Source organism: Streptomyces sp. 5K101, assembly GCF_046506645.1.
Classification (GTDB): domain Bacteria; phylum Actinomycetota; class Actinomycetes; order Streptomycetales; family Streptomycetaceae; genus Streptomyces.
Genome location: NZ_JBKFFO010000002.1, coordinates 202786 through 228467, shown reverse-complemented (window position 1 = coordinate 228467; position 25682 = coordinate 202786). Strand labels below are relative to the sequence as shown.

The 25682-nt window shown below is 73.4% G+C and carries 19 protein-coding genes and 2 pseudogenes; 6 read left to right on the top strand and 15 right to left on the bottom strand.

Annotated elements, in window-relative coordinates; translation table 11 throughout:
• Window positions 1–161 precede the first annotated feature (161 nt).
• Both ACLB9X_RS04020 and ACLB9X_RS04015 read right to left on the bottom strand, forming a co-directional pair.
• Window positions 162–2075: an N-acetylmuramoyl-L-alanine amidase gene (locus tag ACLB9X_RS04020; RefSeq protein WP_410358811.1), complete on the bottom strand. Its 1914-nt coding sequence runs from the start codon at window positions 2073–2075 to the stop codon at window positions 162–164.
• A 448-nt stretch (window positions 2076–2523) separates the two neighbouring features.
• A complete protein-coding gene (locus ACLB9X_RS04015) occupies window positions 2524–3645 on the bottom strand; it encodes an aminoglycoside phosphotransferase family protein (protein WP_410358810.1) in 1122 nt (373 codons plus the stop codon).
• 239 nt (window positions 3646–3884) lie between these two features.
• On the opposite strand from ACLB9X_RS04015, the gene ACLB9X_RS04010 reads away from it, so the two are divergent.
• Window positions 3885–5378, top strand: a complete 1494-nt coding sequence (locus ACLB9X_RS04010) for a hypothetical protein (protein WP_410358809.1) — start codon at window positions 3885–3887, stop codon at window positions 5376–5378.
• A 64-nt stretch (window positions 5379–5442) separates the two neighbouring features.
• Here ACLB9X_RS04010 and ACLB9X_RS04005 read toward each other — a convergent pair whose 3' ends face one another.
• The gene (locus ACLB9X_RS04005; RefSeq protein WP_410359134.1) at window positions 5443–6885 is read right to left on the bottom strand and encodes a PP2C family protein-serine/threonine phosphatase; all 1443 of its coding nucleotides are present in this window, start codon (window positions 6883–6885) and stop codon (window positions 5443–5445) included.
• 395 nt (window positions 6886–7280) lie between these two features.
• Between ACLB9X_RS04005 and ACLB9X_RS04000 the strand changes: the two genes are divergently transcribed.
• Entirely contained in the window at window positions 7281–7760 is a 480-nt protein-coding gene (locus ACLB9X_RS04000; RefSeq protein WP_410359133.1) for a GNAT family N-acetyltransferase, read from the top strand.
• A 99-nt stretch (window positions 7761–7859) separates the two neighbouring features.
• On the opposite strand, the pseudogene ACLB9X_RS03995 reads toward ACLB9X_RS04000, so the two are convergent.
• The 7 genes and pseudogenes from ACLB9X_RS03995 to ACLB9X_RS03965 all read right to left on the bottom strand — a co-directional run.
• Window positions 7860–7967: pseudogene (locus ACLB9X_RS03995) on the bottom strand (tyrosine-protein phosphatase); the annotation flags it as partial.
• A gap of 205 nt (window positions 7968–8172) precedes the next feature.
• The gene (locus ACLB9X_RS03990) at window positions 8173–10872 is read right to left on the bottom strand and encodes a SpoIIE family protein phosphatase (protein ID WP_410358808.1); all 2700 of its coding nucleotides are present in this window, start codon (window positions 10870–10872) and stop codon (window positions 8173–8175) included.
• Between the two features lie 206 nt (window positions 10873–11078).
• Complete coding sequence (locus ACLB9X_RS03985; protein WP_410358807.1) at window positions 11079–11561, bottom strand: hypothetical protein; 483 nt, start codon at window positions 11559–11561, stop codon at window positions 11079–11081.
• Window positions 11558–14032: a molybdopterin oxidoreductase family protein gene (locus tag ACLB9X_RS03980; protein WP_410358806.1), complete on the bottom strand. Its 2475-nt coding sequence runs from the start codon at window positions 14030–14032 to the stop codon at window positions 11558–11560. Before ACLB9X_RS03980 ends, ACLB9X_RS03985 begins: the two co-directional genes overlap by 4 nt.
• A gap of 116 nt (window positions 14033–14148) precedes the next feature.
• A complete protein-coding gene (locus ACLB9X_RS03975) occupies window positions 14149–14820 on the bottom strand; it encodes a phosphoribosyltransferase (RefSeq protein ID WP_410358805.1) in 672 nt (223 codons plus the stop codon).
• Window positions 14821–14829: 9 nt separating this feature from the next.
• On the bottom strand, window positions 14830–15357 hold the full coding sequence (locus tag ACLB9X_RS03970) for a DUF5709 domain-containing protein (protein ID WP_410358804.1): 528 nt from the start codon (window positions 15355–15357) through the stop codon (window positions 14830–14832).
• A gap of 94 nt (window positions 15358–15451) precedes the next feature.
• Window positions 15452–15682 carry a DUF6480 family protein gene (locus tag ACLB9X_RS03965; protein WP_410358803.1) on the bottom strand — a complete coding sequence of 77 codons (231 nt, stop codon included), beginning with the start codon at window positions 15680–15682 and terminating at the stop codon, window positions 15452–15454.
• Between the two features lie 164 nt (window positions 15683–15846).
• Between ACLB9X_RS03965 and ACLB9X_RS03960 the strand changes: the two genes are divergently transcribed.
• Window positions 15847–16563: a UdgX family uracil-DNA binding protein gene (locus ACLB9X_RS03960; protein WP_410358802.1), complete on the top strand. Its 717-nt coding sequence runs from the start codon at window positions 15847–15849 to the stop codon at window positions 16561–16563.
• A 148-nt stretch (window positions 16564–16711) separates the two neighbouring features.
• Here the strand turns inward: ACLB9X_RS03960 and ACLB9X_RS03955 are convergent, their stop codons facing one another.
• Both ACLB9X_RS03955 and ACLB9X_RS03950 read right to left on the bottom strand, forming a co-directional pair.
• A complete protein-coding gene (locus tag ACLB9X_RS03955; protein ID WP_410358801.1) occupies window positions 16712–17380 on the bottom strand; it encodes a class I SAM-dependent methyltransferase in 669 nt (222 codons plus the stop codon).
• A 162-nt stretch (window positions 17381–17542) separates the two neighbouring features.
• Window positions 17543–18982: a helix-turn-helix domain-containing protein gene (locus ACLB9X_RS03950; RefSeq protein ID WP_410358800.1), complete on the bottom strand. Its 1440-nt coding sequence runs from the start codon at window positions 18980–18982 to the stop codon at window positions 17543–17545.
• A gap of 109 nt (window positions 18983–19091) precedes the next feature.
• On the opposite strand from ACLB9X_RS03950, the pseudogene ACLB9X_RS03945 reads away from it, so the two are divergent.
• A pseudogene (locus ACLB9X_RS03945) lies at window positions 19092–20459 on the top strand (GTP-binding protein); the annotation flags it as partial.
• A gap of 109 nt (window positions 20460–20568) precedes the next feature.
• Here ACLB9X_RS03945 and ACLB9X_RS03940 read toward each other — a convergent pair.
• Genes ACLB9X_RS03940 through ACLB9X_RS03930 form a run of 3 tightly spaced genes read right to left on the bottom strand, consistent with a single transcriptional unit; the run spans window position 20569 to window position 23431 of the window.
• A complete protein-coding gene (locus ACLB9X_RS03940) occupies window positions 20569–20871 on the bottom strand; it encodes a hypothetical protein (protein ID WP_410358799.1) in 303 nt (100 codons plus the stop codon).
• A 53-nt stretch (window positions 20872–20924) separates the two neighbouring features.
• Entirely contained in the window at window positions 20925–21806 is an 882-nt protein-coding gene (locus ACLB9X_RS03935; RefSeq protein WP_410358798.1) for a diacylglycerol/lipid kinase family protein, read from the bottom strand.
• Between the two features lie 29 nt (window positions 21807–21835).
• Entirely contained in the window at window positions 21836–23431 is a 1596-nt protein-coding gene (locus ACLB9X_RS03930) for an FAD-binding oxidoreductase (RefSeq protein ID WP_410358797.1), read from the bottom strand.
• A gap of 71 nt (window positions 23432–23502) precedes the next feature.
• Between ACLB9X_RS03930 and ACLB9X_RS03925 the strand changes: the two genes are divergently transcribed.
• Window positions 23503–24102: a TetR/AcrR family transcriptional regulator gene (locus ACLB9X_RS03925; RefSeq protein WP_410358796.1), complete on the top strand. Its 600-nt coding sequence runs from the start codon at window positions 23503–23505 to the stop codon at window positions 24100–24102.
• A complete protein-coding gene (locus ACLB9X_RS03920; protein ID WP_410358795.1) occupies window positions 24099–25658 on the top strand; it encodes a glycerol-3-phosphate dehydrogenase/oxidase in 1560 nt (519 codons plus the stop codon). The genes ACLB9X_RS03925 and ACLB9X_RS03920 overlap by 4 nt, the downstream gene beginning before the upstream one ends.
• The last annotated feature ends 24 nt before the right edge of the window (window positions 25659–25682 follow it).

The following is a 25682-nucleotide window of genomic DNA, read 5'->3' as shown; positions in this document are numbered from 1 at the left end:
GCAGCCGCGCACAGGGGCGCGGGCCGGCTTGGTCGGCCCAGCCCTACCCCTGGCCCCATGGGCGCACGCGCACGGACGATTAGTCGTACAAGCCCTCACAACGGAAAGCGGGGTGTCACCGGACCCACGACCGGTGACACCCCGCGGTTCGCCGCCCGGTTCTACCGGGCCGTCGTCACCTCCACGTCGGAGGCCTTCACGAACGCCACCCGGTGGCCGAACTGGACCTGGTAGTACATCTCCTGGCCCCGCACCACCCGGTGCCCGGCCGTGTCGAACGTCGTCGCGTACAGGTACTCGCCCGGCAGCCGGTCACCGGCCACGTACGCCTGGCCCGCGCGGAGCGTGTACGGCAGCGGCGAGACCGACTGCACCGGCACCCCCGCCGGATAGGCCGACGCCTCCGGGTACGCCCGCCCGTACACCGGCACCTCGGCGAGCCCGTCCCTCGGTGTCAGTACCCTGGCCCGCGCGGGCACCGCCGTCGGCTGCGTCCCCGGATTGTGGAACCACGCCTTCTGGCCCAGGTACCAGATCGCCGTCCAGTCGCCCTCACGGCCCGCCACCGCGTACTGCTGTCCCGTCGAGGCCCGCGCACCGGTGTCGTTCACCCCGGTCGTCGAATCCTCACCGCCCGGCCGCATCCCGATGTCCTTGACCAGCGGCGCGCTCTCACTCGGCGCGGTGTGCAGCCGGACCGCGCCCGAGCCGTGCGGCGTGCACGCCTCTCCTGCCTTCGTGCAGCCCGTGTAGAGCGGCCGGTTGGCGTCGTAGTCGGGCCGGATGGTGACCACCGGGCTGTCCGGACCAGCCTCGGGCGTGAAGGGCCGGCCCAGCAGCGTGAAGTAGTGGGCCCAGTCCCAGTACGGCCCGGGGTCGGTGTGCATCCCCGGGATCGTGGCCGTCGTCGTCCCCGGCACGTTGTCGTGACCCAGGACGTGCTGACGGTCCAGCGGAATGCCGAACCGGTGGGCGAGGTAGCGCACCAGCCGCGCCGACGTGCGGTACATCGCCTCCGTGTACCAGGCGTCGGGTGACACGAGGAACCCCTCGTGCTCCAGGCCCACCGACTTGGCGTTCACGAACCAGTTCCCGGCGTGCCAGGCCACGTCCTTGAGCGGCACGTGCTGGGCGATGTGCCCGTCCGAGGAGCGCAGCGAGTACTGCCACGACACGTACTGCGGGTTCTGCACCAGCCGCAGGGTGGTGTCCCACGTGGCCTCGGTGTCGTGGATCACGATGTACTTCACCGACTGCGACCCGGGCCTTTCGGCCTTGTCGTGGTTGCCGTACTTGCCCTCCCCGAACTCCTCATACGGCGCCGGGATCCACTCGCAGGCCACCGAGCGCGGGCACTCCGTCCCGGCCGCGTCGGCGGAGCGCAGACCGAGATCCGCCACCTGCCCGCGGTCCGGCGCCACATCGGGATCGGCCGCGAGCACCACCTGCTGACCGCTGTCGGTCGTGCGGGCCTGGCCCGTGCGGATCACGTCGAACACGTCGTCGGCGTACGTCCTCGCCGTCGCCACGTCGTCCGCACCCGAGAACCGGGCCACCGCGCCGTACCACTGCGCCGGATCGTCGCTCGGCGGCCGGCCCAGCGACTTCTGCGCGTCCGCGAGCAGCGCGGCGCCGCCGCGCACGTTCGCCGCCGTGTTGTCGCGCAGCTCCCCCGGATCGATGCCCGACACCTGCGCCGCGCGGTCCAGCGTGCGCAGCCGCGGCGGGAGCGAGGCCGTGTCGGGCAGCGCCGCGTCGTCCACCGTGCGTACCGCACGCGCGCCGTCGCCCCGCGCGTCCTCGGCGCCGTGCGAATGATGCGGCGCCTCGGCCAGCGCGGTCCGCACGTCGGTCAGGTGCATGGGGCCGTAGCCCCCGGTCACACTGGCGGCTCCGCCGTGCGCGTCCCAGCGGGACTGCAGATACGACACGCCGAGCAGCACGCTCTGCGGCACACCGAACTCGTCGGCGGCCGCCGCGAAGTCACGCTGCAGCGCGGAGGGGGAAGGGCGCCCGCCGGCCGTCGCCGACGACCCCGCGGAGAGGAGGGGCAGGAGCAGCGCGGCAGCGGCCACCGCCGTGCCCGCTGTCCGCGCCTGCCGACGAGTGCTTCTGGAACGGGCGAGGGCACATCCTTGCAAGGCAGCCTCCCAGGACGGATGGTGAGCAGCGGCCGGACCGTTAAGGGGTATCGGCTTACGGACGATCCGTCAATCAGGCTCAGACGCAAGGAATTTGCACGTCAATCGGCGTGTCGGCGAGTTTCGGGAGGGCGGCTCGCGGGCCTGCGGCGTGTCAGTGGCATGGACCGATGTCCAGGTCAGCCCGCCCCGCTCACCCGGACCGCCACGAGACACGCGTCGTCGTGGACCGTGCGTACGTCTCCTTGGCGAGGCGGTCCTACTGACCCGCGGCGTTCACCGGGACGGAGCAGGGCGGTGGACCCGACGGGACCACGACAGTGCGCTGCGCCCCCGGTGTGCCGGCACCGGGCGCGCAGCGCGCTTCCCCCTCGTCCGGCGGTCAGCGGGTGCCGACCGCCGCGCGCACGGCCCTGCGGGCCAGTGCGCAGTCGTCGTGCAGCCGTCGCAGCAGCAGTCGCTGCTCCTCCCCGGCCGCGAGCCCCGCCGCCGGCGCCTGGCCCCCGACGACGGGCGGCGCCTCCCGCATCGTGCGCTGCACGGCCGTCTCATACGTACGGATCTCCCGCGTCAGCACGAGCATCAGATTCACCAGGAAGGCGTCGCGTGCCGCCGGACCCGACTGCTGGGCCAGCTGACTGATCTGACGGCGTGCCGCGGGGGCCTCCCCGAGGACCGCCCACAGCGTCGCCAGGTCGTACCCGGGCAGGTACCAGCCGGCGTGCTCCCAGTCCACCAGGACCGGGCCGGTGGGGGAGAGCAGGATGTTCGACAGCAGCGCGTCGCCGTGGCAGAACTGGCCCATGCCGTGCCGACCGCCCGCCTGGGCGAGACCGTGGAGCAGCTTCTGCAGGTCACCCAGGTCCCGGTCGGTGAACAGACCCAGCTCGTGATAGCGGGAGATCCGCGAACCGTAGTCGAGCGGAGCGTCGAACATGCCGGCGGGCGGCCGCCACGAGTTGAGCCCGGCGACGGCGCCGAGCGCCGCCCGCACGTCCGCCCTCGGCGGCGCCTCCAGAGGATGCCGGGCGAGAGCCGCCGGGCGGCCGGGCATCCGCTCGATCACCAGCGTGCAGTTCTCCGGGTCGGCGGCGATGAGCCGGGGCACCCGGACCGGCGGCCGGTGCCGCACGAACGCACGGTAGGAAGCTATTTCGTGCCGGAGCGACTCCGCCCACGCGGGCGAGTGGTCCAGTAAGCACTTGGCGACCGCGGTGGTACGCCCCGTCGTTCCGACGATGAGCACGGAACGTCCGCTGCGGCGCAGCACCTGCACCGGATGGAACTCCGGGCAGATCCGGTGCACCGACGCGACAGCCTTGCGCAGCTGGGCGCCCTGAGGGCCGGACAAGTCGATTCTCCCGCTGAGGGGGTGGCCGACCGCACCGGCGGGCACGCGTGCCCGGCCGGCGTGAGCGGGGGCGAGATACGGTCCGGAGCCGGCCGGGACAGCCGGACGCTGCGGCCGGGTGGGGGCGGACACGGAGGACGATGCTGCGTACATGGGCGATACAGATCCCTTCGTGTGCCGACAAGTTGCGTGCGCTGCCCCGCTCCGGACGTACCGGAGGCAACACCCTGGGGAATGTGCCCCTGGCAGCCGGAGCGGGGTGGCGCGTTCCTACCTGACACCGGCTCGCGGGTGGCACACCATCTGGCGGACCCTGGCGAACCCTGGCGAATAGTCGCCAGCCCCATGACGCGGGGTTACTGTCAACTCAGCCGAGAACCTGGGGGCTTGACGTGAGCGGAGAACCCAACACGCGCCTGAGCGACCTGTTCGGCCTGGCCGGCTGGTCCAAGGGCGAACTCGCGAGACTCGTGAACCGGCAGGCGGCGGCCATGGGCCACCCCCAACTGGCCACCGACACCTCGCGGGTACGGCGCTGGATCGACATGGGCGAGTCCCCGCGCGATCCCGTGCCGAAGGTGCTGGCGGCCCTGTTCACCGAGCGACTCGGTCGTGTCGTGACCATCGAGGACCTCGGGTTCGCACGGAGCGGGCGAGCGGGGAAGCGGCGGGACGTCCAGGGCACCGACAACCCTGACGGTCTGCCGTGGGCGCCCGACCGTACGGCGGCGGTCCTCACCGAATTCACGGGAATGGACCTCATGCTCAACCGACGCGGCCTCGTGGGCGCCGGCGCGGCGCTCGCCGCGGGCTCAGCGCTCACCAGCGCCATGCACGACTGGCTCAAGACCGACCCCGGCACCTCCCACGACCCCGCCCTCACCGCCGATCCGCTGCACGCCGACCCCGCTGGGTACGACCGCTACGAGGCCGCCCCCATCGGGTCGCAGGAGATCGACGCACTGGAGCGCTCCGTGGAGGTGTTCCGCGCCTGGGACGCCGCCCGCGGCGGCGGCCTGCAGCGCAAGGCGGTCGTGGGCCAGCTCAACGAGGTGGGCGGCATGCTCGCCTACCGCCACCCCGACCACCTCCAGCGGCGCCTGTGGGGCGTCGCCGCCAATCTCGCCGTCCTCGCGGGCTGGATGTCCCACGACGTCGGCCTGGAGCCCACCGCCCAGAAGTACTTCGTCATCGCCGCGCATGCGGCGCGCGAGGGCGGCGACCGCCCCCGCGCCGGCGAAGCGCTGTCCCGTGCCGCCCGCCAGATGGTGCACCTGGGCCGCCCCGACGACGCCCTGGACCTGATGAAGCTCGCCAAGGCGGGCTCGGGGGAGCAGACCCTGCCCCGTACGCGGGCCATGCTGCACACCATCGAGGCGTGGGCGCAGGCGTCCATGGGGCGCGGGCAGGCCATGCGCCGCACCCTCGGTGAGGCCGAGGAGCTCTTCGTCTCCGACAAGGGCGATGTGCCGCCGCCGAGTTGGATGCAGATGTTCGACGAGGCGGACATGCACGGCATGCAGGCGCTCGCGTACCGCACGCTGGCCGATCACGACCCGTCGGCAGCGAGCACCGCCCTGCGGCACGCCAAGCTGGCGCTCCAGCTGCGCGAGGGCGGGCGTCAGCGTTCCAAGATCTTCGACTACATCTCGCTGGCGTCGGCGTGCTTCATCGCCGACGATCCGGAGCAGGCCGACCGTTACGCCCGGCTCGCGCTGGTGTCGATGGGGGAGACCTCCTCGCACCGGACGTGGGACCGGCTGCGCGAGATGTACCGGCTCACCGGGCAGTACGCGGGCTACGCGAAGATCGAGGACCTGCGCGAGGAGATTCAGCTGGCGCTGCCCGCCGCCCCGTCGACGAAGCGCGGAAGCGCACGGATCTGACCGGTGGGCGCGCGGGATCAGCGGGCCCGGCGGTCGGCCCGAGGGGGCGTCCGCCTCGCCCGTCCTACGCGGTCACCTTCGCCACCAGTACACAGGCGTCGCCCTGGCGCTCGTCCTGACCGAATTCGCCCACCACGACCCTGACGCCTTCCTGTGCGTCACGCACCCCGGTGAGCCGTGCTGCCAGTGCCGTCAGCCGGTCCGCCGCATCCTCGCCGTCCTGTGGTCCCGAGCTCCCACGCGTCAGCCCGTCGGAGTGCAGGACCAGCACATCGCCCTGCCGCAGGGTCAGTTCACCCTGCTCGTACGATGCGCCCCTGGTGGCTCCCAGCAGCACCCCGTCGAGCGTCGACAGCGCCCGCCCCGTCCCGTCGCGGAACAACAGCGGGGCGGGGTGCCCCGCCTGCGCCCAGGTCACCAGGCGGCTGGCGGGGTCGTAACGGCAGCACACGGCGCTGCCGAGGGCAGGCTGGGGCGAGGTGTCCAGCAACTGGTTCAGATGGGCCATGAGCTGTCCCGGGCGGATGCCCGCCACGGCCATGCCCCGCAGGGCACCCAGCAGCATGGCCATGGTCGAGGTGACCGCCACTCCGTGACCGGTGAGGTCCCCGACGCTCAACAGCGATGAGCCGTCCGGGAGTTGCAGAGCGTCGTACCAGTCGCCGCCGATGAGCGCGCCGTCGGTCGCGTCGAGGCAGTGCGCGGCGATGTCCAGGGACGTGGGGCTGCCGACCGGGATGTGGCGCGCGCCGCGCCACGGTGTCAGCACCGCCTCCTGCATCTCGACGGCGAGTCGGCGCTCGGTCCGCTCGATGTGCTGGTGGCGCCGGAGCGAGTCCCGGGTCTCACGCACCGCCCGCTGGCTGCGCCGCAGTTCGCCGACGTCGCGGAGGACGGCCCACATGGCGGCCGTGGAGCCGTCGGCGTCGAGGACGGGCTCGCCCATCATGTGCACCGTGCGGACGCGGCCGTCGGGCCGCACCATGCGGAACTCGCCGTCGATCGGCCGGCCGTCGACCAGGCAGTCCGTCACCATCGCCGTGAGCAGCGGCTGGTCCTCGGCGAACACGACCGACGGCAGCTCGTCCAGGGACATGGGTCCGGCCTCGGGGTCGCGGCCGAGGATCCGGAACAGCTCGTCGGACCAGCTGACCTCGTCGGTCAGCAGATTCCACTCCGCGCTGCCGACCCGGCTGAGCAGCGAGCCGCTGCCGGCCGCGCCGTCCGCCTCGTACTCGGCGAGTTCCTCGGCGAACGCGTCGGCCGTCGCCGGTGGCAGGCCCTCCTTGAGCTGGTCCAGGTGCGCGCCCAGGTCGTCCAGATGATGGACGGCGAGGTCGTAGAGCGCGCGCTGCCACCGTCCCTGCGGGTCGTCCTCCGCGCCCACCGTGTCCTGGCGCACCGCGTCCACGTCTCCGCGCAGTCTGCGGGTGCGGGTGATGAGGGCGTCGACAGTGCCGCGCTCGGGCGGCTGGGCGGGACGGTCCGCGAACACATGGGACGGCATGTCGAACTCCGATACAGGCGCGGCCACGGCAGGACGGATACAGGGACCGGTTACGACTGTTGCACAGGCGGCGAGGTGCCGTAAGCCGTTTGGCAACACTCGATCCGGTGGTGTCTTTGGCATATGCCAGCGGCCACCCCGCTGTTCGTCCCCCTGTTCGGGCCGCCTGTGTCGCCCCGTACCCGCGTGAGGACTTGATGCCCGTGGCTGGCGTGATGCATGTGACGGAAGCGGCCTCCGTGGTCTTGGCATATGCCACGGCCGGACGCGTGTACGCCCGGGACGGTGGGGCGTGCGACGCCGAAGGATCCCCCCGTACGGTACGGAAATCGCCGCCCGGGTCGCCGTGCCGAGGTGTCTGTCATACTCGGATCATGACAGAGCCCCTTACCGTCATGACTCGCGGTGCCGGCGGCGTACGGCGTCGCGAGGTGGTGCGGATCGTCCGGGCGACCGCGCGGGACGCCCGGCGGCTGACCCGCATGGTGCGCGGCTCTCGTGCCTACGAGGGGCAGTACGCGGCCATGGTGGCCGGATACCGCGTCGGCCCCGACTACATCGAGGCGCACGAGGTTCATCTCGCGGTGGGTGACGAGGACCGGCTGCTCGGCTTCTACGCCCTCGTCCTGTCCCCGCCCGAGCTCGACCTGATGTTCGTCGCCGACGACGCCCAGGGCCTCGGGGTCGGCCGGCGGCTCATCGGGCACATGAAGGACCGGGCCCGCGAGGCCGGACTCGGGTCCGTACGCGTGGTGTCCCATCCGCCCGCCGAGGGGTTCTACCTGAGTGTGGGCGCCCGCCGGACCGGCACGGTGCGGGCCGCGCCGCCGGCGGTGCTGTGGGACCGGCCGGAGCTGCTGATCGACGTGGAGTGACCCGCGGGCGCGACGGGGCTCACTCCAGGAGCCGCTCACGAAGCCGCGTGACCACCTTCTCGTCGACACCGACGTGTCCGGTGGCGTAGGAGTGCAGTGATCGGAGCGGTAGAGCCGGCGCCATCTGACGGTCCGGCCGTCGGCCGCCCGGTACCCGCCCAAGTCCCGGAAGTTGTGGAGCCGTTCGAAGGTCACATGTCTGCCCATGCCGTCACCCTATGATCACCGGCCGCCGTTGCGGCGGTGGGCAGTGCGGGGTGGGAGCGCTCTCGTACGAGGGGGTGGGGGCGGCTGCGGTTCCCGCTCCGCGAGGGCGGCGGCGTGCCGTCCAAAGCGGCGGGCCTCGAAGGACCGGCTCCGGCGCGCGGTCGGCACCTCGGTCGAGGCCGGCCGTTCGGTCGCGGTCGGCGGTTCAGTCGCGCTCGACGAGTGCGGGGGCACCCGGCGACAGGGGCTGCTCGGTCCAGATCACCTTGCCGCTCCCCGTGTACCGCGTCCCCCAGCGCTCCGCGAACTGGGACACGAGGAACAGCCCCCGGCCCCCCTCGTCCGTGGTCGCCGCCTGCCGCAGATGGGGCGAAGTGCTGCTGCGGTCCGCCACCTCGCAGATCAGACTGCGGTCCCGGATCAGCCGGACCTGGATGGGGCCGTCGGCATAACGGATCGCGTTGGTCACCAGCTCACTGAGGATCAGTTCCGTGGTGAACGCCTCCTCGCCGACATCCCATTCGGCCAGCTTCCGCGACACCGCGGCCCGGACGTCCCGTACGGCGGCCGGGTCCGGCGGCACGTCCCACTCGGCCACCCGGTCGGACGTCAGGACGCGGGTACGCCCCACGAGCAGCGCGATGTCGTCGCGGGGGCGGTCCGGCAGCAGCGCCGCGAGGACCTGCTCGCAGGTCTCCTCGGGTGTCCGGCCGCCGTCGTGGTCCAGGGTGCGGCGCAGCATCTCCAGGCCCTCGTCGATCTCGCGCCCGCGGTCCTCGATGAGCCCGTCGGTGTAGAGGACGAGCCGGCTGCCCTCGGGCAGCCGCACTTCCAGGGTCTCGAACGGCATGCCGCCCAGTCCCAGCGGCGGACCGCCCGGCACGTCGGCGAACTCCGCTTTGCCGTCCGGGAGGACGATCGCGGGCTGGAGATGGCCGGCCCGCGCGATGCTGCAGTTCCCGGAGACCGGATCGTAGATCGCGTAGATGCAGGTGGCCCCCGTGACCGAGGCGTCCACGCCGTCGTCCGTCTCGTCCTGGTCGATACGGGCGACCAGTTCGTCGAGGTGCCACAGCAGTTCGTCCGGCGGCAGGTCCAGGCCGGCGAAGTTGTGCACCGCGGTGCGCAGGCGCCCCATCGTCGCCGCGGCGTGCAGCCCGTGCCCGACCACGTCCCCCACCACGAGCGCCACGCGCGCCCCCGGCAACGGGATGATGTCGAACCAGTCGCCGCCCACTCCGCCGAGGCCACCGAGCCCGGCCTGGGCCGGCCGGTAGCGGTAGGCCATGTCCAGCGCGGTCTGTTCCGGCAGGCCCCGGGGGAGCAGGCTGCGCTGCAGCGTCACCGCCATGGTGTGCTCGCGGGAGTAACGCCGTGCGTTGTCGACGCTCACCGCGGCGCGGGCCACCAGCTCCTCCGCGAGCGACAGGTCCTCCGCCTCGAACGGCTCCGGCGTCCCGGCCCGCCAGAACATCGCCACCCCCAGTACCACCCCCCTCGCCCGCAGGGGCACCGCGATCATCGAGTGCATCCCGTACTCGACCAGTTGCGGCGCCCGTACCGGGTCCTGGCGCTGCCAGCCGGAGAACGCGGCCAGATCCGTCTCCAGGACCGCGTCACCCTTGACGAGTCCCGAACCCAGCGGCGTCGTGGGCACGAAGCGGATCGTATGACCGAGCGGGTACAGCGCCGTGTCGCCGGGACCGCTGAACGCCGTGCGCCGCATGTCGACGTCCACGCCCGTGGCGGTCGGCTCCGCGCCGCGAAGCACGGCCTCCGCCAGATCGACGGTGGCGAAGTCGGCGAACCGGGCGGCGGCGAACTCGCACAACTCCTCGCAGGTGCGCACCACATCGAGCGTCGTGCCGATCTCCGTGCCCGCGTCGTACAGCAGCTTCAGCCGGCCACGCGCCACATCGACCCGTCCGGTCAGCGCCTGGAGCTCCGTGGTGTCCCGGAACGTCGCGACCGTGCCCGGCGGCCCGCCCGCCTGGTCCGTCGAGCGCTGGTTGACGGCCAGCAGCCGGTCGCCGACCGGGACGACCTCGTCGGTGGCGATGCGGCCGGACGAAAGGAGATGTGCGGTGCGCGGTTCGAGACCGAGGTCGTCGACCGGGGAGCCGTCGACGTCGGCCGGCAGGTCGAGCAGCCGGCGTGCCTCGTCGTTGGCCAGCAGCAGCCGGCCGTCCCCGCCCACGATGACGACCCCCTCGCGGACGGCGTGCAGGACGGCGTCGTGGTGCTCGTACATCCGGGTCATCTCGGCGGGGCCCAGGCCGTGGGTCTGACGGCGCAGCCTGCGGGTGACCAGGGCGGTGCCGCCGGTCGTGAGCAGCAGGACTCCCGCCGCGGAGCCGAACAGCAGGGGGAACTGGTCCTCCACGACGCCGCTGACGCGTGCGACGGTGATGCCCGCGGACACCAGACCGACGACCTTGCCGTCACTCGCCCTGACCGGGACGACGGCCTGGACGAGCGGGCCGATCGTCCCGGTGATCTTCTCGGTGACCACACGGCCCGCGAGGGCCGGAGCGTAGTTGCCGACGAACCTCTTGCCGATGCGGTCGGTGAAGGGGTGGGTGTAGCGGATGCCCTCGGTGTTGAAGACGACGATGAAGTCGACTCCCGAGCGTTCGCGGGCCTCCTCGGCCCGCGGCTGGAGCACGGCGGTCGGGTCCGGGGCGGCGAAAGCCTCGACGATGCCGGGCGCGTTCGCGAAGGTCTCGGCCACGGCGACGGACCGGTTGCGGGCCTCCCGTTCGCTGTCGGCGTGGGACTGGAGCACCAGCGCCGCCATGGCCACGGCAACGAGCGACACCACGATCGCCACCTGCAGGAGAAAGACCTGACCTGCGACGGTTCGCATCCGCAGAACCGCGCGCGGGCGGCCGTAGCATCCGGCCATATGCTCTTTCTACACCTCCCGCACAGGGTGGGCGAACCGCGCAGAGCGGAGCGAAGCACCCGCGCTCACGTGGCTGTGCCGCAGGTCGCTCAAGCATGCCAACCCGACGGGTGATGACCAAGGTCTTCGCGCAACTCCCTGACCGGAAAACCGACGTTCTCCACGGCAGTCGCGCCGGAGGAGAACGAATCCGCCAGGTGCGCGGGCTACGCCAGCAGGATCTGCGGACTCGCCTCCTTCAGCTTCGCCTGGGCCCAGCGCGCCTGGCGCAGGGTGTCCGGGCGGCAGGTGGTGGCGAGCCGCAGCAACCCCTGGTCGTTCAGGGCCTGCGCCGCCTGCGCGAGCATCTCCCAGTCGGCCGCCACCCCCGTCGCCTCCGTGCACACCTTCCGCAGGTCGCGCAACAGCAGCAGTTCCGCCTGCCCGTGGCGGCCGGCCAGTTCGCTCGCCCTCTCCCGCATCTTCGCCACCGGCGAGATCTCACCCGGCCCGGCCGGATCGAGATCGGCGCCGTACGCCGGGCCCGCCTCGGCCAGTGCCTTGATGTGCCGGTGCGACCAGCCCGCCAGGTCACGGGCCAGGTGGTACACCTCGTGGTCCACGCGGTGACGCTCGGAGACCACCATCAGATGGTGCGCCAAGGCATTCTCGCCGTCGTGCAGTTCGCGCAGCAGCAGGCCGATCCTCATGGCGTGCCTTCCTGGTCGTCGCCGCCGGCGGGCGGGCGTGCCTCCTCCGCCTCGGCCGCGGGGCCGCCGCGTGTGGGTGCGATGCCCGCGGTCACCGGGGCGGAGGCGGTGTTCGTGGGAACGGGCTGGATACCGTCGCCCGCGCCGATGCGCCGGATCCTGGCCGCGGCCGTCTTGAACAGCGGCTGTTTGGACGCCGGATCCCAGTCGGTCAGGGTGAGTTCGTTCGCCGCCCGGGGTGGCCGGCCGGCTCCGTGCCCGTCACCGTCGTCCCAGTAGCCGTAGTGGAAGGGCAGGAACAGCACGCCGTCCCGGATCGCCGTGATCCGTGCCGTGGCCCGCACACTGCCGCGCGGCGTCGTCGCCTCCATGAGGTCGCCCTCGGCGATACCGGCGGCCTCCGCGTCGTGCCGGGACAGCTCGATCCACATCCGGGGCGCGGCGGCCTGGAGTTGGGGCGTGCGGGCGGTCTTGGTACGGGTGTGGAAGTGGTACAGCGTCCGGCCCGTCGTCAGGACGAGCGGATACGCGTCCGAGGTCTGCTCGTGCGGCGGCACGTACTCGGCCGCCTTGACCACGGCCCTGCCCGAGGGGTTGAGCGCGCGGTACTCGGCCTCCTCCAACGGGGCGCCGGTGACGAGATCCCGGCCGTAGCTCTCGCAGGACGCCGGATCGCTGAAGAACCGGCCGTCGGCGTAGAGGCGTTCGGCGCCGTCGGGGTGCTCGTCGTCGCACGGCCACTGGATGCCGCCGTGCTCGCGCAACCGGTCGTAGGTGATGCCCGTGTAGTCGCACGGCCGCCCGCGGCTGCACTCCTGCCACGCCGCGAACGCCGACTCGGGCCCGTCCCACGGGACCAGGGGCCCGCCGTCCTTGTCGCGCAGGTCCAGGCGGGTGGCGTAGTCGAGGAAGATGTCCAGGTCGGAGCGTGCGTCGCCGGGCGGATCGACCGCCTTCTCGGACAGGTGCACCGTACGGTCGGCGTTGGTGAACGTGCCCGTCTTCTCGCCCCACGCGGCGGCCGGCAGGACGACGTCCGCCAGCTGGGCCGTCTCGGTCAGGAAGATGTCCTGCACCACCAGGAACAGCCGCCTCTGGCCCAGCACCCCGCGGATCCGGTGCAGTTCGGGCAGGGACACCGCCGGATTGGTTCCCGACACCCACAGCATGCGGATCGAGCCGTCCTCCACGTAACGCATCATCTGCATGGCGTGCGTGGGCGGTCCGTAGTGCGGGATACGTTCCGGTGCGACGTTCCAGATCCGGGCCAGCTCGGCGACGTGCGCGTCGTTGTTCCAGTTGCGGAATCCCGGCAGGTCGCCGTCGGCGCCGCATTCGCGGGTGTTCTGGGCCGTCGGCTGGCCGTTCATCTGCAGCACCCCGCAGCCGGGCCGCCCGAGCATGCCGCGGATCAGATGCAGGTTGTTCACCTGGACCGCGGCGGCCGTCGACTGGTGCGACTGGTAGAACCCCTGCAGAACGGTGGACAGCAGCCGCTCGGCACCGCCCAGCAGCTGTGCGGCACGCCGGATGTCGTCGGCCGGCACCCCGCAGATCCCGGCAGCCCGCTCGGGGGGATACTCCGCCACGCACCGCTCGAATTCGTCGAAGCCGACCACATGGGCGTCGATGTAGTCGCGGTCGATCCGGCCCGTGCGCACGATCACGTGGAGCAGCGCGTTCATCAGGGCGACGTTGGTGCCCGGCTTCGGCGCCAGGTGGACGGTCGCCGCCCGCGCGACCGGGGTCGGCCGGGGGTCGACGCAGACCAGCGCGGGCGGATGCGGCCCGGCCAGCCGGTCGAGCACCCTGCTCCACAGGACGGCCTGGCTCTCGGCCATGTTGTGCCCGAACAGCGCGATCACGTCGGCGTGGTCGACGTCCGTGTACGAGCCGGGTTGGCCGTCGCAGCCGAAGGACGTCTTCAGCGCCTCGGCCGCCGTCGCCGTGCACAACCGGGTGTTGCCGTCCAGGTGGTTGGTGCCGATGCCGCCGTGGGCGATCAGGGAGAGCGCGTAGTACTCCTCCAGGAACAGCTGCCCGCTGGTGTAGAACCCGATGGCGGAGGCGCCCTGGTCGTCCAGGAGCCGGCGGGTGCGCGAGACGACGCGGGACATCGCCGTCTCCCAGTCGCTCTCCACCAGCTCGCCGCCCTCCCGCACCAGCGGGCGGGTCAGCCGGTCCCGGGAGGCGTTCGCCTGCCAGCCGAAGAGGTCCTTGGGATCGAGCCGCCCGTGGTTGACGCGGTCGTCGGGCCGGCCCCGCACGCCCACGATCTTCCCGCCGCGGACGGCGAGGTACAGGGCGTCGCCGTTCGAGTGCAGCACCGAGGCGCTGGGCACCCAGCGCTCCACGTCGTCGGCGCCGATCCCCTCGGCGAGGTGCGAGTCGACCCGCACCGGCCAGGTACCGCCGTGGTCGTAGGGCGTGCGGGTGCCCCAGGGCTCGGCGATGCGGTCCGTTCGTTTCATGCGGGCCTCCTCGGGGCTCACGCCGCGAAAAATCCTCGTCACCTGCCGCCTGTCCCCCCCAGGGCCGGGACCGCCTGCCCTCCGGCACCGACCCGTCACTCCTCCGGCCCGACCCGTCACCGCGCGGACGCCGGCCGGCCCGCGGACGCCGAGGCCCGCAGGATGCCGATCACTTCCTCGTCGCTGACCTGGCCGAAGTCCTCGTACCACTGGCCGACCGAGTGGAACGCCTCCGGCGTGTACAGGCACACGAGGTCGTCGACCTCGGCCCGGAGCACGGCGGCGGGCTCCCTGGCGGAGACGGGCACCGCGAGCACGATCTCCGCGGGGTCCATGCCCCGCACCGCGCGCACCGCGGCCCGCGCGGTCACGCCCGTGGCCAGACCGTCGTCGACCACGACGGCCGTACGGTCGTGCAGGGCGGGGGCGGGCCGCTTCCCCCGGTACAGGTCCTCCCGCCGGTGCAGCTCGGTACGCTCCGCCGCGACCTGCGCGCCGAGCCGGTCGGCGGTCAGATCGAGCATGGCCATGGTCCGCGCGTCGTACAGCGGAGGGTCCTCGCCCGCCAGCGCACCGACTCCGAGCTCCGGATTGAACGGCGCACCGATCTTGCGGGCCACGACGACGTCGAGCGGCGCGCCGAGCGCCCGCGCGATCTCGTCCCCCACCGGCACCCCGCCGCGCGGCAGCGCGAGGACGACCGGGGCGCGCAGCCGCTCCTCCCGCAGTCTCTCGACGAGCAGCGCCGCCAGTTCCCGTCCGGCCGCCCTGCGATCACGGAAACGCATGAGTGTGCCTCACTCCCGGCCGGCCCCCGGCTCTTCCTCGGTGCCCAGCCGGTCGTCGGAGGTGACGTACATGGCCGCCTCCTCCGCGGAGGCCGCACCGCCGTCGATCCCGACGTCACGGGCCACGATGTGGCTGGGCCTGCGGGGCGCGGGATCCTCGACGTCGGCCAGCCGGCCCGCTCGTTCCTCACCGGCCAGCTCGTCGACCGGTTCGCCGTCGCCGTCCACCTGGTCGCCGATGCCGTTTCCCTCGGGCGGAGCCACGTCCGGCATCTCCTGGGCGAGCCGCTGGTCCAGCGTCTCCCCGGCCTGCTGCTCCTCGCCCGTGGTGCCGTACCGGCCGACGCCCAAGGGGCGCTCCGGCGGCGAATAGCCCTCGGCGATCATGTCGTCCAGATCGCGCTCGCCGATCACGTTCTCCATGTCGAGATCGTCGCTCGGCCGGTTCTGCACGTCCGAGTACGTGGGCTGGTACACGTCGTCGCCACGGGCCTCGTCGTCCCGGGCCCGGTCGCCCTGTTCGGATCGTTCGGACATGGCGCACTCCCTTCTCGGACGGTCCCGGGTGGCGTGTGCCCGGGACTCTCGGGCGGATGCGCGGGGTCCTTCGGCCCCGCAGCCGGTCATGACCTCACAGCAGGAGGACGAGCGCGAACGCGAGGAAGAACGCCGCGCACAGGACCACCACGATGCCGATGACGAACAGTGGTCCCTTCGCCCAGCCGCGGGTGAGGTCTCCTCGCGGTCCGGTGCCGGAGCCGGCGCTCGCCTCGCCCTGCGGTGTCTCACCCGGCGGCACGCCGCGTCCGGCTTCGTGACCTGGGGTGGTGCGTGGATCGGGGTCTGGGTTGTTGCTCTTCATAGGGGGCGAGTGCCCGGAATCGCCCGGATCAACAGCCCGGATTCCGATCGCTCGCGGAAGCCTGGACCGCCTGCCGGGACGGGGCACCCGCGTGAGTACGGCCGGTCCGCAGGGGTAACCGGCCGGAAGGGGCCACGAACCGCACACGGCGGGAGGCGAGAGCGGTGACCACCAGTGAAGAGCCCCGGCCGGGCGAGGGCTACGACGCCGGGCCGTTCGTGCCGCGCAGCGGCGGACTGCCGACGCTGCGGCGGGCCGCCGCCGGCTGCGAGGGCTGCCCCCTGTTCCGCAACGCGACGGGGACCGTGTTCGGCGCGGGGACCTCTTCGGCCCGGGTCGTGATCGTCGGAGAACAGCCGGGCGACCAGGAGGACCGGGCCGGGGAGCCGTTCGTCGGCCCGGCGGGCCGGCTGCTGCGCAGGGCCCTGGAGGAAGTGGGCATCGACGAGAGCACGGCGTACTTCACGAACGCCGTCAAACACTTCAAGTTCCAGCCCGCGCAGCGCGGCAAGCGCCGGATCCACAAGGCCCCCAGCCTGCGCGAGATGACCGCCTGCCGCCCCTGGCTCGCCGCCGAACTGCGCGTGGTGGACCCCCACCTGGTGATGGCTCTGGGCGCGACCGCGGGCAAGGCGCTGCTCGGCGGCACGTTCCGGGTGAGCGAGCAGCGAGGGCTGCTGCTGCCCTTGCCGCCGTGGGACCGGCTGGGGCAGGTCGACGTGTCGGGTGAGACGCAGGGGATGCCGCCCGAGCGGGCGGCCCACGAAGGCTGCGTGATCGCCACCGTCCATCCCTCGGCGGTCCTGCGGGCGGACGACCGGGAAACGGCCTACAAGGGGCTCGTCGCCGACCTGCGCGTGGCCGCCGAGGTACTGGCCTGAGTCACTGCTCGGACGGGCGGCGGCCGGAGCGGCGTTCGGGGTGGGCCCGCCGACGGGTCCCGGACCGAGCGGTCCGGGACCCGCGATACCGGTGGTCAGGAAGGCAGACCCCGGACCGGTGTCAGCAAGGCAGCCCACGGACCGGTGGTCAGGCAGGCAGCCGCCGGACCCTCAGTACGTTGTCGGTCCGCGTCGCGGGCAGGCCCCCGGGGTCGTTCTGCGCGCGCTCGAACTCCTCGCAGCGCTGCACCTCCCACTCGCCCGTCGGCAGCTCCAGCGAGTCGAGGACCTGCTGCGGCGTCGGCAGCGGCACCCCCTCGTACGTGGGGGGCTCCCACGGGGCGATCCCCGCGTGTCCGACGATCAGCAGGACGCCTCCGGGAGCGACCGCCGAGGCCGCCCTGCGCAGGATCTCCTCGCGCGGCATGTCACCGGGGGAGTGCAGGTAGTGGGCCGAGACCAGGTCGAACTCCCCGTCCGGGAACGACACGGCGAGGTCCAGCCGCCGCCATTCGACGGCGTCGGCGACCCCCGCCTCCTCGGCATGACGGGCCGCACGGTCCAGCGCGACCGCGGAGATGTCGGTGCCCGTCACCTGCCAGCCGCGCTGCGCCAGCCAGATCGTGTCGGCGCCCTCCCCGCATCCCAGGTCGAGCGCGGTGCCGGGCCGCAGACCGGCGACTTCACGGACGAGCGCGGCGTTCGGATCGCCGCTCCACATCCGCTCGCTCTCGCTGTAGCGGGAGTCCCAGAACTCCGCGCCTCCCGCATCGCTGTCGGTCACCGGTGTGTGCTCCTCGTCGTGGCGCTGTGCCATGCCGGAAGGCCAAGGGGCCCCGGTCTCTTCTGCGAAAGCCGTCATGTCGTGTACCTCCGTTTCACGGCGATACTCCGCCCGGCCCCCGACCGGTGGCAAAGAAGCTTGCCGACTCCGCAAAAACCTGCTCGCGCCGCTTCGCGCGCGTCGAGCGGCCCCGGGTCAGCCTGCCTCGTCGCCGGACGCCACCACCCAACGGCCCGGACCGTAGTCGTAGTCGTGGACGGGCAGTCCCCGCACGCCGCTCGTACGGAACGGCCTGCCGCCGTCGTCGATCCGCACCGTGCCACCGCGCTCACCGCTGCTCCACCGCAGCTCCAAGAACCAGTCGCAGTCGCACCCGGACGTACGGCCGCTGACGAGCAGCGACTCCGGATCGGCGGAGGAGACGGTGTACGGGAACGACACGGCCGGGATCGGCTCCCCGGAGTCGTTGCCGGGCACCGGGCGTGCCACGGGGCGCTCCGCGTCGAGGTCGACGTCGAACAGTCGCGGCGTCAGCGCACCCCCGCACCCGGAACTCGTGCGGAACACACCCCGCTCGGGCGGCGTCCGGCGCTCCACCACGCGCACGTGCAGCGACTCCAGCACGACGGCTTCGGCGCCCCTGCCCCGTACCGTGATGCGCACCTGCGTCTCACCCCCGTGGAGCGCGCCCAGCGAAGCGGCCCATGACGCCGCGTCGGCCTGTACGGGCGGCGGCGGTACGGCGGCGGGCTCGCGGTCCACGAGATACGCGTGGTCGCAGCCGTTGCGCCAGACGTGGTCGTCGACGGTCCAGGCGAACGGCGTCCCGGTCGCGGGTGCGCTGCCCGTGCCGCCGGAAGCCGCCGTGCCGGGCCCGTCGCTCCCGTCACCGGAGCGGGGACGCGGAGCGGCGGTCCCGGACTCCGCGGCCGCCGGCGGACTCGCCGGGGAGCTACGCGGACGGGCGGGCGGCGGGGGGACCGCCGGTCCCTGGCCCGGCCGGGGGTGGGCCGTGCGGGTTTCGCCGCCTGGGCCGGGATCGAGCTTGCGGAAGCCGACCAGCACGGTGAGCGCGGCGAGCAGGGAGAGTGCTGCGACGGACGCCACGACGAGGGTGCCGCGACGGGAACGCCAGGGCACGCGCACCGGCCCCGCGGGCCGTGGCACGTGCGGGGCATCTCCGACGGCATCGGCGTCCGCCGCGGATCCATCGGGGACCGCGGCAGCCTTCGGTGACGCGTCGACGACAGCAGCCGGGCAGGCTGCGGCCTCGGCGGACGGCTCGGGTGACGTGCCCCTCGCGGGAGCGGCGCTCGCCCTCGGCACCCAGTCGGCGGCGGCCGACGGCCGCGCGGCGCCGGCCTCCCGGCGTACCCCGCGGTCCGCGTCCGCCAGGACCCACAGCCGGTGCAGCTCCGCGAGTTCGTCGGGCCCGCAGCCGCACAGCCGCGCCAGCCGTTCCACCGGCGCGAAGTCCATCGGGACCGTCTGCCCGGCGCAGTAGCGGTGCAGCGTCGCCGCGCCGACACCCATCCGCCGTGCCAACGCCCCGTACGTACGCCCCGATCCGCTGCGCAGCTCGTGCAGCCGCCGTGCGAAGGCCTCGGTCGACGTTCCTCTCGGTGTGTCCGTCACTCTCGGTCCTCCAGTCGGTCCGCCCGGGAGGCGTTTCGTCCCACTACGGAAATCCCACGTCAGCCGGGGTGGAACGGTTCCCCGTGCGCGTGCGGCGGGTGACGAGGGGATAGACGCCGGCAAGACGAGCCTGACCGAGCGGCTGCTCAACGCCACCCATGTCATCGACGAGCTCGGCAGCGTCGACGACGGAAGCACGCGCACCGACTCGCTCGATCTGGAGCGGCTGCGCGGCATCACCATCAAGGCCGCCGTCGCGTCCTTCGACGTCGACGACGTCACGGTCAACTTGATCGACACCCCGGCCACCCCGACTTCATCGCCGAGGTCGAGCGCGCCCTCGGCGTTCTCGACGGCGCCGTGCTCGTGGTCTCCGCCGTCGAAGGCGTCCAGGCGCAGACCCGCGTCCTGATGCGCACCCTGCGGCGGCTGCGCGTCCCGACGCTCGTCTTCGTCAACAAGATCGACCGCCGCGGCGCCCGGTACGGGAGCCTGCTGCGCGCGATCGGCGAGAAGCTGACGCCGGCCCACATCGCGATCAGCGCCACCGAGGGGCTCGGCACCCCCGGCGCGGTCAGCGGGCCGCGTACCGGCCCCGCCTTCCGCTCCGAGCTGACCGCCCTGCTCGCCGAGCACGACGACGCCCTCCTGGCCGCCTATGTGGACGACGCCGTGCAGGAGTTGCCGGATGCCCGGCTCCGCGGCGAACTCGCCGCGCAGACCCGTCGCGGGCCCGTGCACCCGGTCCTCTTCGGCTCGGCGATCACCGGGGCCGGGACCGATGCCCTGATCGGCGCCATCACCGAACTGCTGCCGACCGCCCCCGCGGACGCCGCAGGCCCCGTCTCGGGCACCGTGTTCAAGGTCGAGCGCGGCCCCGCCGGGGAGAAGACCGGCGTACGTCCGCATGTTCTCCGGCACGGTACGGGTCCGGGACACACTGCCCTTCGGCAGCGGCGCGACAGCGGGAAAGGTGACCGGCATCAGCGTGTTCGCACACGGCGCGGCCGTCAGCCGCGAAGCCGTCTCGGCCGGACAGATCGCCGGGCTCCGGGGACTCGGGGCGATCCGCGTCGGGGACACCGTCGGCGTGCGGGGACCGGCGCGGACCGCCGGCCGTCAATTCGCCCCGCCCACGCTGGAGACGATCGTCGTCGCCCGCCGGCCCGGCGAGCGGGGCGCCCTGCACGCCGCCCTCACCCAGCTCGCCGAGCAGGATCCGCTGATCGGCCTGCGCCGGGACGAACTGGGCCAGGAGATCTCGGTGTCGCTCTACGGCGAGGTGCAGAAGGAAGTCGTCCAGGCCACCCTGGCCGATGACTTCGGCATCGACGTCGACTTCCGCGAGACGACGACGATCCACGTGGAACGCCTCGTGGGCACGGGGGCCGCCGCGGAGTTCCGGCACGTCGACCCGAATCCCTTCCTCGCCACGGTCGGGCTGCGGGCCGAACCCGCGTCCGCGGGCTCGGGCGTGGAGTCGCCGGACCGGCGCCCGTGACGACCACCGGTGACCGCCCGCGCCGCCCTGCCGCCTCCTCGCCGCTGCCCGCCGTGCCCGACCGGACACCGCGTCAGCGGCAGCGTCAGCCGCCGACCCCGGGCGATGCCTGCGGCAGGGCGGGCACCGTCGCGGTCGTGGGACCGCGCACCGCCGCGATCACCGCGTCGTGCAGGTCACGGCTCGCGGCCTCCGACGGGCACGGCGCCGGACTCCCCGACACCGTGAACCAGTCGGCCGCGCCGGTGAACTGCACCGTCACGGACGCCTCGCCGTCGACCCAGGTGGTGTGCACGGTGAGGTCGCCCGTGACGACACCGACCTCGTCGGTGAGCACGCCGCCACGGCCCGAATACACGCCAGGAGTAGTCCAGGATGCCCAGCTCATGCCTCCAACGTCACACTGTTCCCGCTTGATCGCTACTGGCGCGACAGGACTTTTCAGCACAGAATGCCGAGCGCCCCCGGCTGCACCCGCGCCGTCACCGGCAGCACCGCGTCCACCTCACCGTCCGCGCCGTACGGGACGGGGCGGTCCGCCTCGATGCGGACCTCCTTGCCCCGCAGGATCTCGACCTGGGGCCGCGCCACGTGCGCGCCGGTCTTCAGCTCGTTCATCATCGTGAAGAACAGCCGCTTCGGAGCTTCCTGGACCACCACCACGTCGAGCACGCCGTCGTCGAGCCGTGCCCCCGGCGCGATCTGTCTGCCGAAGCCGTAGAAGCCGGAGTTGGCCGCCACCACCGTGTAGCCGCGGCGCTCGTGCACGGTTCCGTCGATCGTGATCCGGTACGCGGCGGGCCGCCAGGCCACGACCGCCCGGAGCCCGCCCGCGTAGTAGGACGCGGCTCCGCGCAGCAGCCGGGAGGTGTTGGCATACCGGTTGGCGACGGCGTCGACCCCGGCGTACACACTGCCCAGGACGGAGACGCCCGCGTGCGCCGCCGATGCGACCTCGATGGTGTCCACGGCCCGGACCTCGCCGCGCAGCAGCACCTCCGCGAGCCGCGGGGCGTCGGTGGGCAGGCCCAGGGCGCGGGCGAAGTCGTTGCCGCGGCCGGCCGGTACCAGGCCGAACACGGTGTCCGTTCGGCTGAGCGCCCCGCCGACGCAGCCCGCCATCCCGTCGCCGCCGACGGCGAGGACCACGTGGCCCCGCGCACCGGCCTGCCGGGCCAGTTCCCGGGCGTGGTCCAGGCTGCGGCTGTACACGGTGTCGAGCCGCGCCCCCGCCTCCCGCAGGAGCCGGGCCACGGGGAGCAGTGCGGCCGTACCGCTGGAACCGCCTGCGGTCGGGTTGACGACGGCGGTGAACTGTCGCATGGATGGCGCCTCCGGACGGCGGGAACGGGTCAGCGGACGGGGATGAGGACGCCGGGGCTGAGGACCCCGGCCGGGTCGATCTCGGCCTTGACGGCCTGCAGCATGCGCACCCCCACCGGCCCGATCTCCGAGGTGTACCAGTCGCGGTGGTCGGTGCCCACCCCGTGGTGGTGGCTGATGGTGCCGCCTGCCGCCAGGATCGCGTCGTTGGCCGCGCGCTTCGCCCGGTCCCAGTGGGCGACCGGCTCGTCCCCCTGTGCGCAGACGACGGTGAAGTAGAGCGAGGCGCCGTTCTCGTAGACGTGCGAGATGTGGCACATGACCAGCGGCGGGGTGCCCGCCTCGGTCAGCGTGGCGGTGAGTGCCTGGCGCACCGCCGCGTACAGCCCGGGCACGGCGGACCAGAACGCGGCCGTCTCCAGGGTCTCGGCGAACGCCCCCGCGTCCAGCAGCGCGTCGCGCAGGTACGGGGCGTTGTACCGGCCGTGCTCCCAGCGTTCGCCCGGCTCCTCGCCGACGAACTCGCCGCCGCAGGCGAGCAGGACCTCCCGGGCCGCAGCGCGCCGCGCCGCGGTGTCCTCCTCGGTGCCCTCGTAGCCGGCGATCGCCATGCAGCCCGCCCCCTGCAGGGCCTCGGTGGTGCCGATGGCGTCCGGTTGGGCCAGGCCGATGAACGTCTCGGTCTCGTCCGACAGGCGCAGCACCGTGGGGCGCGGCCCGTCCTGCGCGAGCCGGCGCAGGGCGGCCGCTCCCGCCTCGAACGTGGCGAAGCGCCAGCCCTCGTAGACGCGCTTGTGCGGCAGCGGCCGGATGCGCACCGTCACCGCGGTGATCACGCCGAACGCGCCCTCGGAGCCGAGGACCAGCTGCCGCAGGTCCGGGCCCGCCGCCGAGCGGGGCGCACGGCCGGTCTCCAGCGTGCCCTCGGGGGTGGCGAGCGTGAGGCCGAGGACCATCTCGTCGAAGCGGCCGTAGCCGGCCGACGCCTGACCGCTGGAGCGCGCCGCAGCGAAGCCGCCGACGGTGGCCCACTCGAACGACTGCGGGAAGTGGCCGAGGGTCCAGCCCCGCTCGCGCAGCAGCGCCTCGCACTGCGGGCCGCGCAGGCCCGGCTGGAGGGTGGCGGTGCGGGAGACCTCGTCGAGGGCGAGCAGGCCGTCGAGCCGGCGCAGGTCGAGCGCGACGAACGGCCGCTGCGCCTCGGGCGCGAGTCCGCCGACGACGGACGTGCCGCCGCCGAACGGCACGGCGGCGAGGCCGTGTTCGGCGCAGGCGCGCAGCACGGCGAGCACCTCGTCGTGGCTGCCCGGCAGCAGGACCGCGGCCGGTGTGTCGTCGACCTCCCCGGCGCGGATGCGCAGCAGGTCGGGGGTGGACTTGCCGCGGGTGTGCCGGATGCGGCTCTCGGCGTCGAGACGCATGTACGCGTCGCCGCCGACGCAGGCGGCCAGCGCCTCGCGCACGCCGTCCGGGAGCGGGGAGGCCGGGACCTCGATGGCGTCGAGCGACGCGGGGCCGGTCTCGCGGGGCGTGACGCCGAGCAGATCGCGCAGCAGTCCGGTCACCGTGCCGGGCAGCGGGGCCGCCTTGGCCGGGTCGCCCCAGCCGCTCCACAACATGTCCACTTCGGTCTTCCTCACCGTCGGTTTCGCTGGGGTGCACTGCCGCGCGGCCGCACTGCATTACACTGTGACAGATGACGCCCATTCGTCACAACCATGCGGACGCGGACGCCGTGCTGGACGCCGCACGCGACTGTGTCCTCGCCGTCGGCGTACGCCGCACGACCCTGACCGACGTGGCCCGGCGCGCCGGGGTGTCCCGGATGACGCTGTACCGCCGCTGGCCGGACGTGCGCACGCTCGTCGGCGACCTGATGACCCGTGAGTGGATCGCCCTCGCCGTCGGCGCCATGCCCGACCCCGTGCCGGGCGCGCCCGTGCGGGCGCGCATCGTCGACGGGCTCGTGGCGGGGGTCGCCGCGTTCCGCGCCCACCCGCTGTTCCACAAGATCCTCGACGTGGACCCGGAACTGCTGCTGCCCTACGTCATCGACCGCCGCGGAGCCAGCCAGGACGCCCTGCTCGGCCTCATCGCTCCGGCGCTCGCCGAGGGCCACGAGGACGGTTCCGTCCGCCGCGTGCACACCGACCTGCAGGCCCGCTCACTGCTGCTCGTCGTCCAGTCCTTCGCTCTCTCGCTGCGCACGATGACCGAAGAGGACGACCCCCATCTGAGCGACTCCGCCTTCCTCGGCGAGCTGCGGACCGTACTGGAGAGGACCCTCACGCCATGACCCGCCCCAGCGGCCCCGCCCTGCCCGCCTCCTCCCTCAACGCCGCACGGCGCCGCAACGAACTCGCGGATCTCGCGGAGGGCAGCGTCGTCGACGTACTCGTCGTCGGTCTCGGCGCCACCGGAGCCGGAGCCGCCCTCGACGCCGCCTCGCGCGGCCTCACCGTGGCCGCCGTCGACGCGCACGACCTCGCCTTCGGCACCTCGCGCTGGAGTTCCAAGCTCATCCACGGAGGGCTGCGCTACCTGGCCTACGGCCAGCTCGACGTGGCCCACGAGAGCGCCGTGGAACGCGGCGTCCTCATGGCGCGCACCGCCCCCCACCTGGTCCGTGCCCAGCCCTTCGTCCTGCCGCTCACCCCCCTGGTCAGCCGCGGCCAGGCCGCCCTCGCCTGGGCCGGCTTCCGGGCCGGCGACCTGCTGCGCGCCTCCGCCCGCACCCCACGCGCCACCCTGCCCGCACCGCGCGTCCTGTCGGCGGTGGAGACCCGGCACATGGCGCCCGCCCTGCGCGCCACCGGCCTGCGCGGCGGACTGCTGTCCTGGGACGGTCAACTTACCGACGACGCCCGCCTGGTGACCGCGATCGCCCGCACCGCCGCCGCCCACGGCGCCCGCATTCTCACCCGCGTCCGCGCCGTCGAGCTCACCGGCGGCGGCGCGCTCGTACGTGACGAGACCACCGGCGAGGAGCTGCGCATCCGCGCGCGCACCGTGATCAACGCGGCCGGGGTCTGGGCCGGCGGACTCGTCGGCGACATCCGGCTGCGCCCCTCCCGCGGCACCCATCTCGTGCTGCGCTCGGACGACCTGGGCGGCCTCGCCGCCGGCATGCACATCCCGATCCCCGGCGAGACCAACCGCTTCGTGCTCGTCCTGCCGCAGGGCGACGGCCGGGTGTACGTCGGCCTGACCGACGAACCGGTCGACGGCAGCGTCCCCGACGTGCCCGAGGTGCCCGAGACGGACATCGGCTTCCTCCTCGACGTCCTCGGCTCCGCCCTCGACGTGCCCGTCGGCCGCGACGACGTCGTCGGCGCGTTCGCCGGACTCCGCCCCCTGCTCGACACGGGCGACGGCCCCGGCCGGACCGCCGACATCTCGCGCAAGCACGCGGTTCTCACGTCGCCCGACGGCGTCGTCACCGTCGTCGGCGGCAAGCTCACCACGTACCGGCGCATGGCGCAGGACGCCGTCGACGCGGCCGTCCTCGCCCGTGGCCTGCGCTGCGGCCCGTGCCGCACCATCGCCGTCCCGCTCGTCGGCGCCGACCACCCCGGCGCCCTCGCCCGGCTGGACGTGCCCCGTCGCCTCGTCCGCCGGTACGGCTCGGAGGCGCCGGCCGTCCACGCCCTCGGCCTGGCGGACCCGTCCCTGGCGCGCCCCGTGGTCCCCGGCCACCCCGTCACCGGCGCCGAACTCGTCTGGGCGGTCCGCCACGAGGGGGCCCTCGACGAATCCGATCTCCTCGACCGCCGGACCCGCATCGGCCTGGTGACCGGCGACCGGCACGCCGCTCACGACGCCGCCCGCGACGCGCTGGCCCGCAACTCCTGACCGACCTGTCCCCGGAGCACGCGT

Coding starts and splice junctions, on each gene's coding strand:
- ACLB9X_RS04015 (WP_410358810.1), bottom strand. CDS start 3,645: ATGTACGCAGCATCGTCCTCCGTGTCCGCCCCCACCCGGCCGCAGCGT.
- ACLB9X_RS04005 (WP_410359134.1), bottom strand. CDS start 6,885: ATGCCGTCCCATGTGTTCGCGGACCGTCCCGCCCAGCCGCCCGAGCGC.
- ACLB9X_RS04000 (WP_410359133.1), top strand. CDS start 7,281: ATGACTCGCGGTGCCGGCGGCGTACGGCGTCGCGAGGTGGTGCGGATC.
- ACLB9X_RS03990 (WP_410358808.1), bottom strand. CDS start 10,872: ATGGCCGGATGCTACGGCCGCCCGCGCGCGGTTCTGCGGATGCGAACC.
- ACLB9X_RS03985 (WP_410358807.1), bottom strand. CDS start 11,561: ATGAGGATCGGCCTGCTGCTGCGCGAACTGCACGACGGCGAGAATGCC.
- ACLB9X_RS03980 (WP_410358806.1), bottom strand. CDS start 14,032: ATGAAACGAACGGACCGCATCGCCGAGCCCTGGGGCACCCGCACGCCC.
- ACLB9X_RS03975 (WP_410358805.1), bottom strand. CDS start 14,820: ATGCGTTTCCGTGATCGCAGGGCGGCCGGACGGGAACTGGCGGCGCTG.
- ACLB9X_RS03970 (WP_410358804.1), bottom strand. CDS start 15,357: ATGTCCGAACGATCCGAACAGGGCGACCGGGCCCGGGACGACGAGGCC.
- ACLB9X_RS03965 (WP_410358803.1), bottom strand. CDS start 15,682: ATGAAGAGCAACAACCCAGACCCCGATCCACGCACCACCCCAGGTCAC.
- ACLB9X_RS03955 (WP_410358801.1), bottom strand. CDS start 17,380: ATGGCACAGCGCCACGACGAGGAGCACACACCGGTGACCGACAGCGAT.
- ACLB9X_RS03940 (WP_410358799.1), bottom strand. CDS start 20,871: ATGAGCTGGGCATCCTGGACTACTCCTGGCGTGTATTCGGGCCGTGGC.
- ACLB9X_RS03935 (WP_410358798.1), bottom strand. CDS start 21,806: ATGCGACAGTTCACCGCCGTCGTCAACCCGACCGCAGGCGGTTCCAGC.
- ACLB9X_RS03925 (WP_410358796.1), top strand. CDS start 23,503: ATGACGCCCATTCGTCACAACCATGCGGACGCGGACGCCGTGCTGGAC.
- ACLB9X_RS03920 (WP_410358795.1), top strand. CDS start 24,099: ATGACCCGCCCCAGCGGCCCCGCCCTGCCCGCCTCCTCCCTCAACGCC.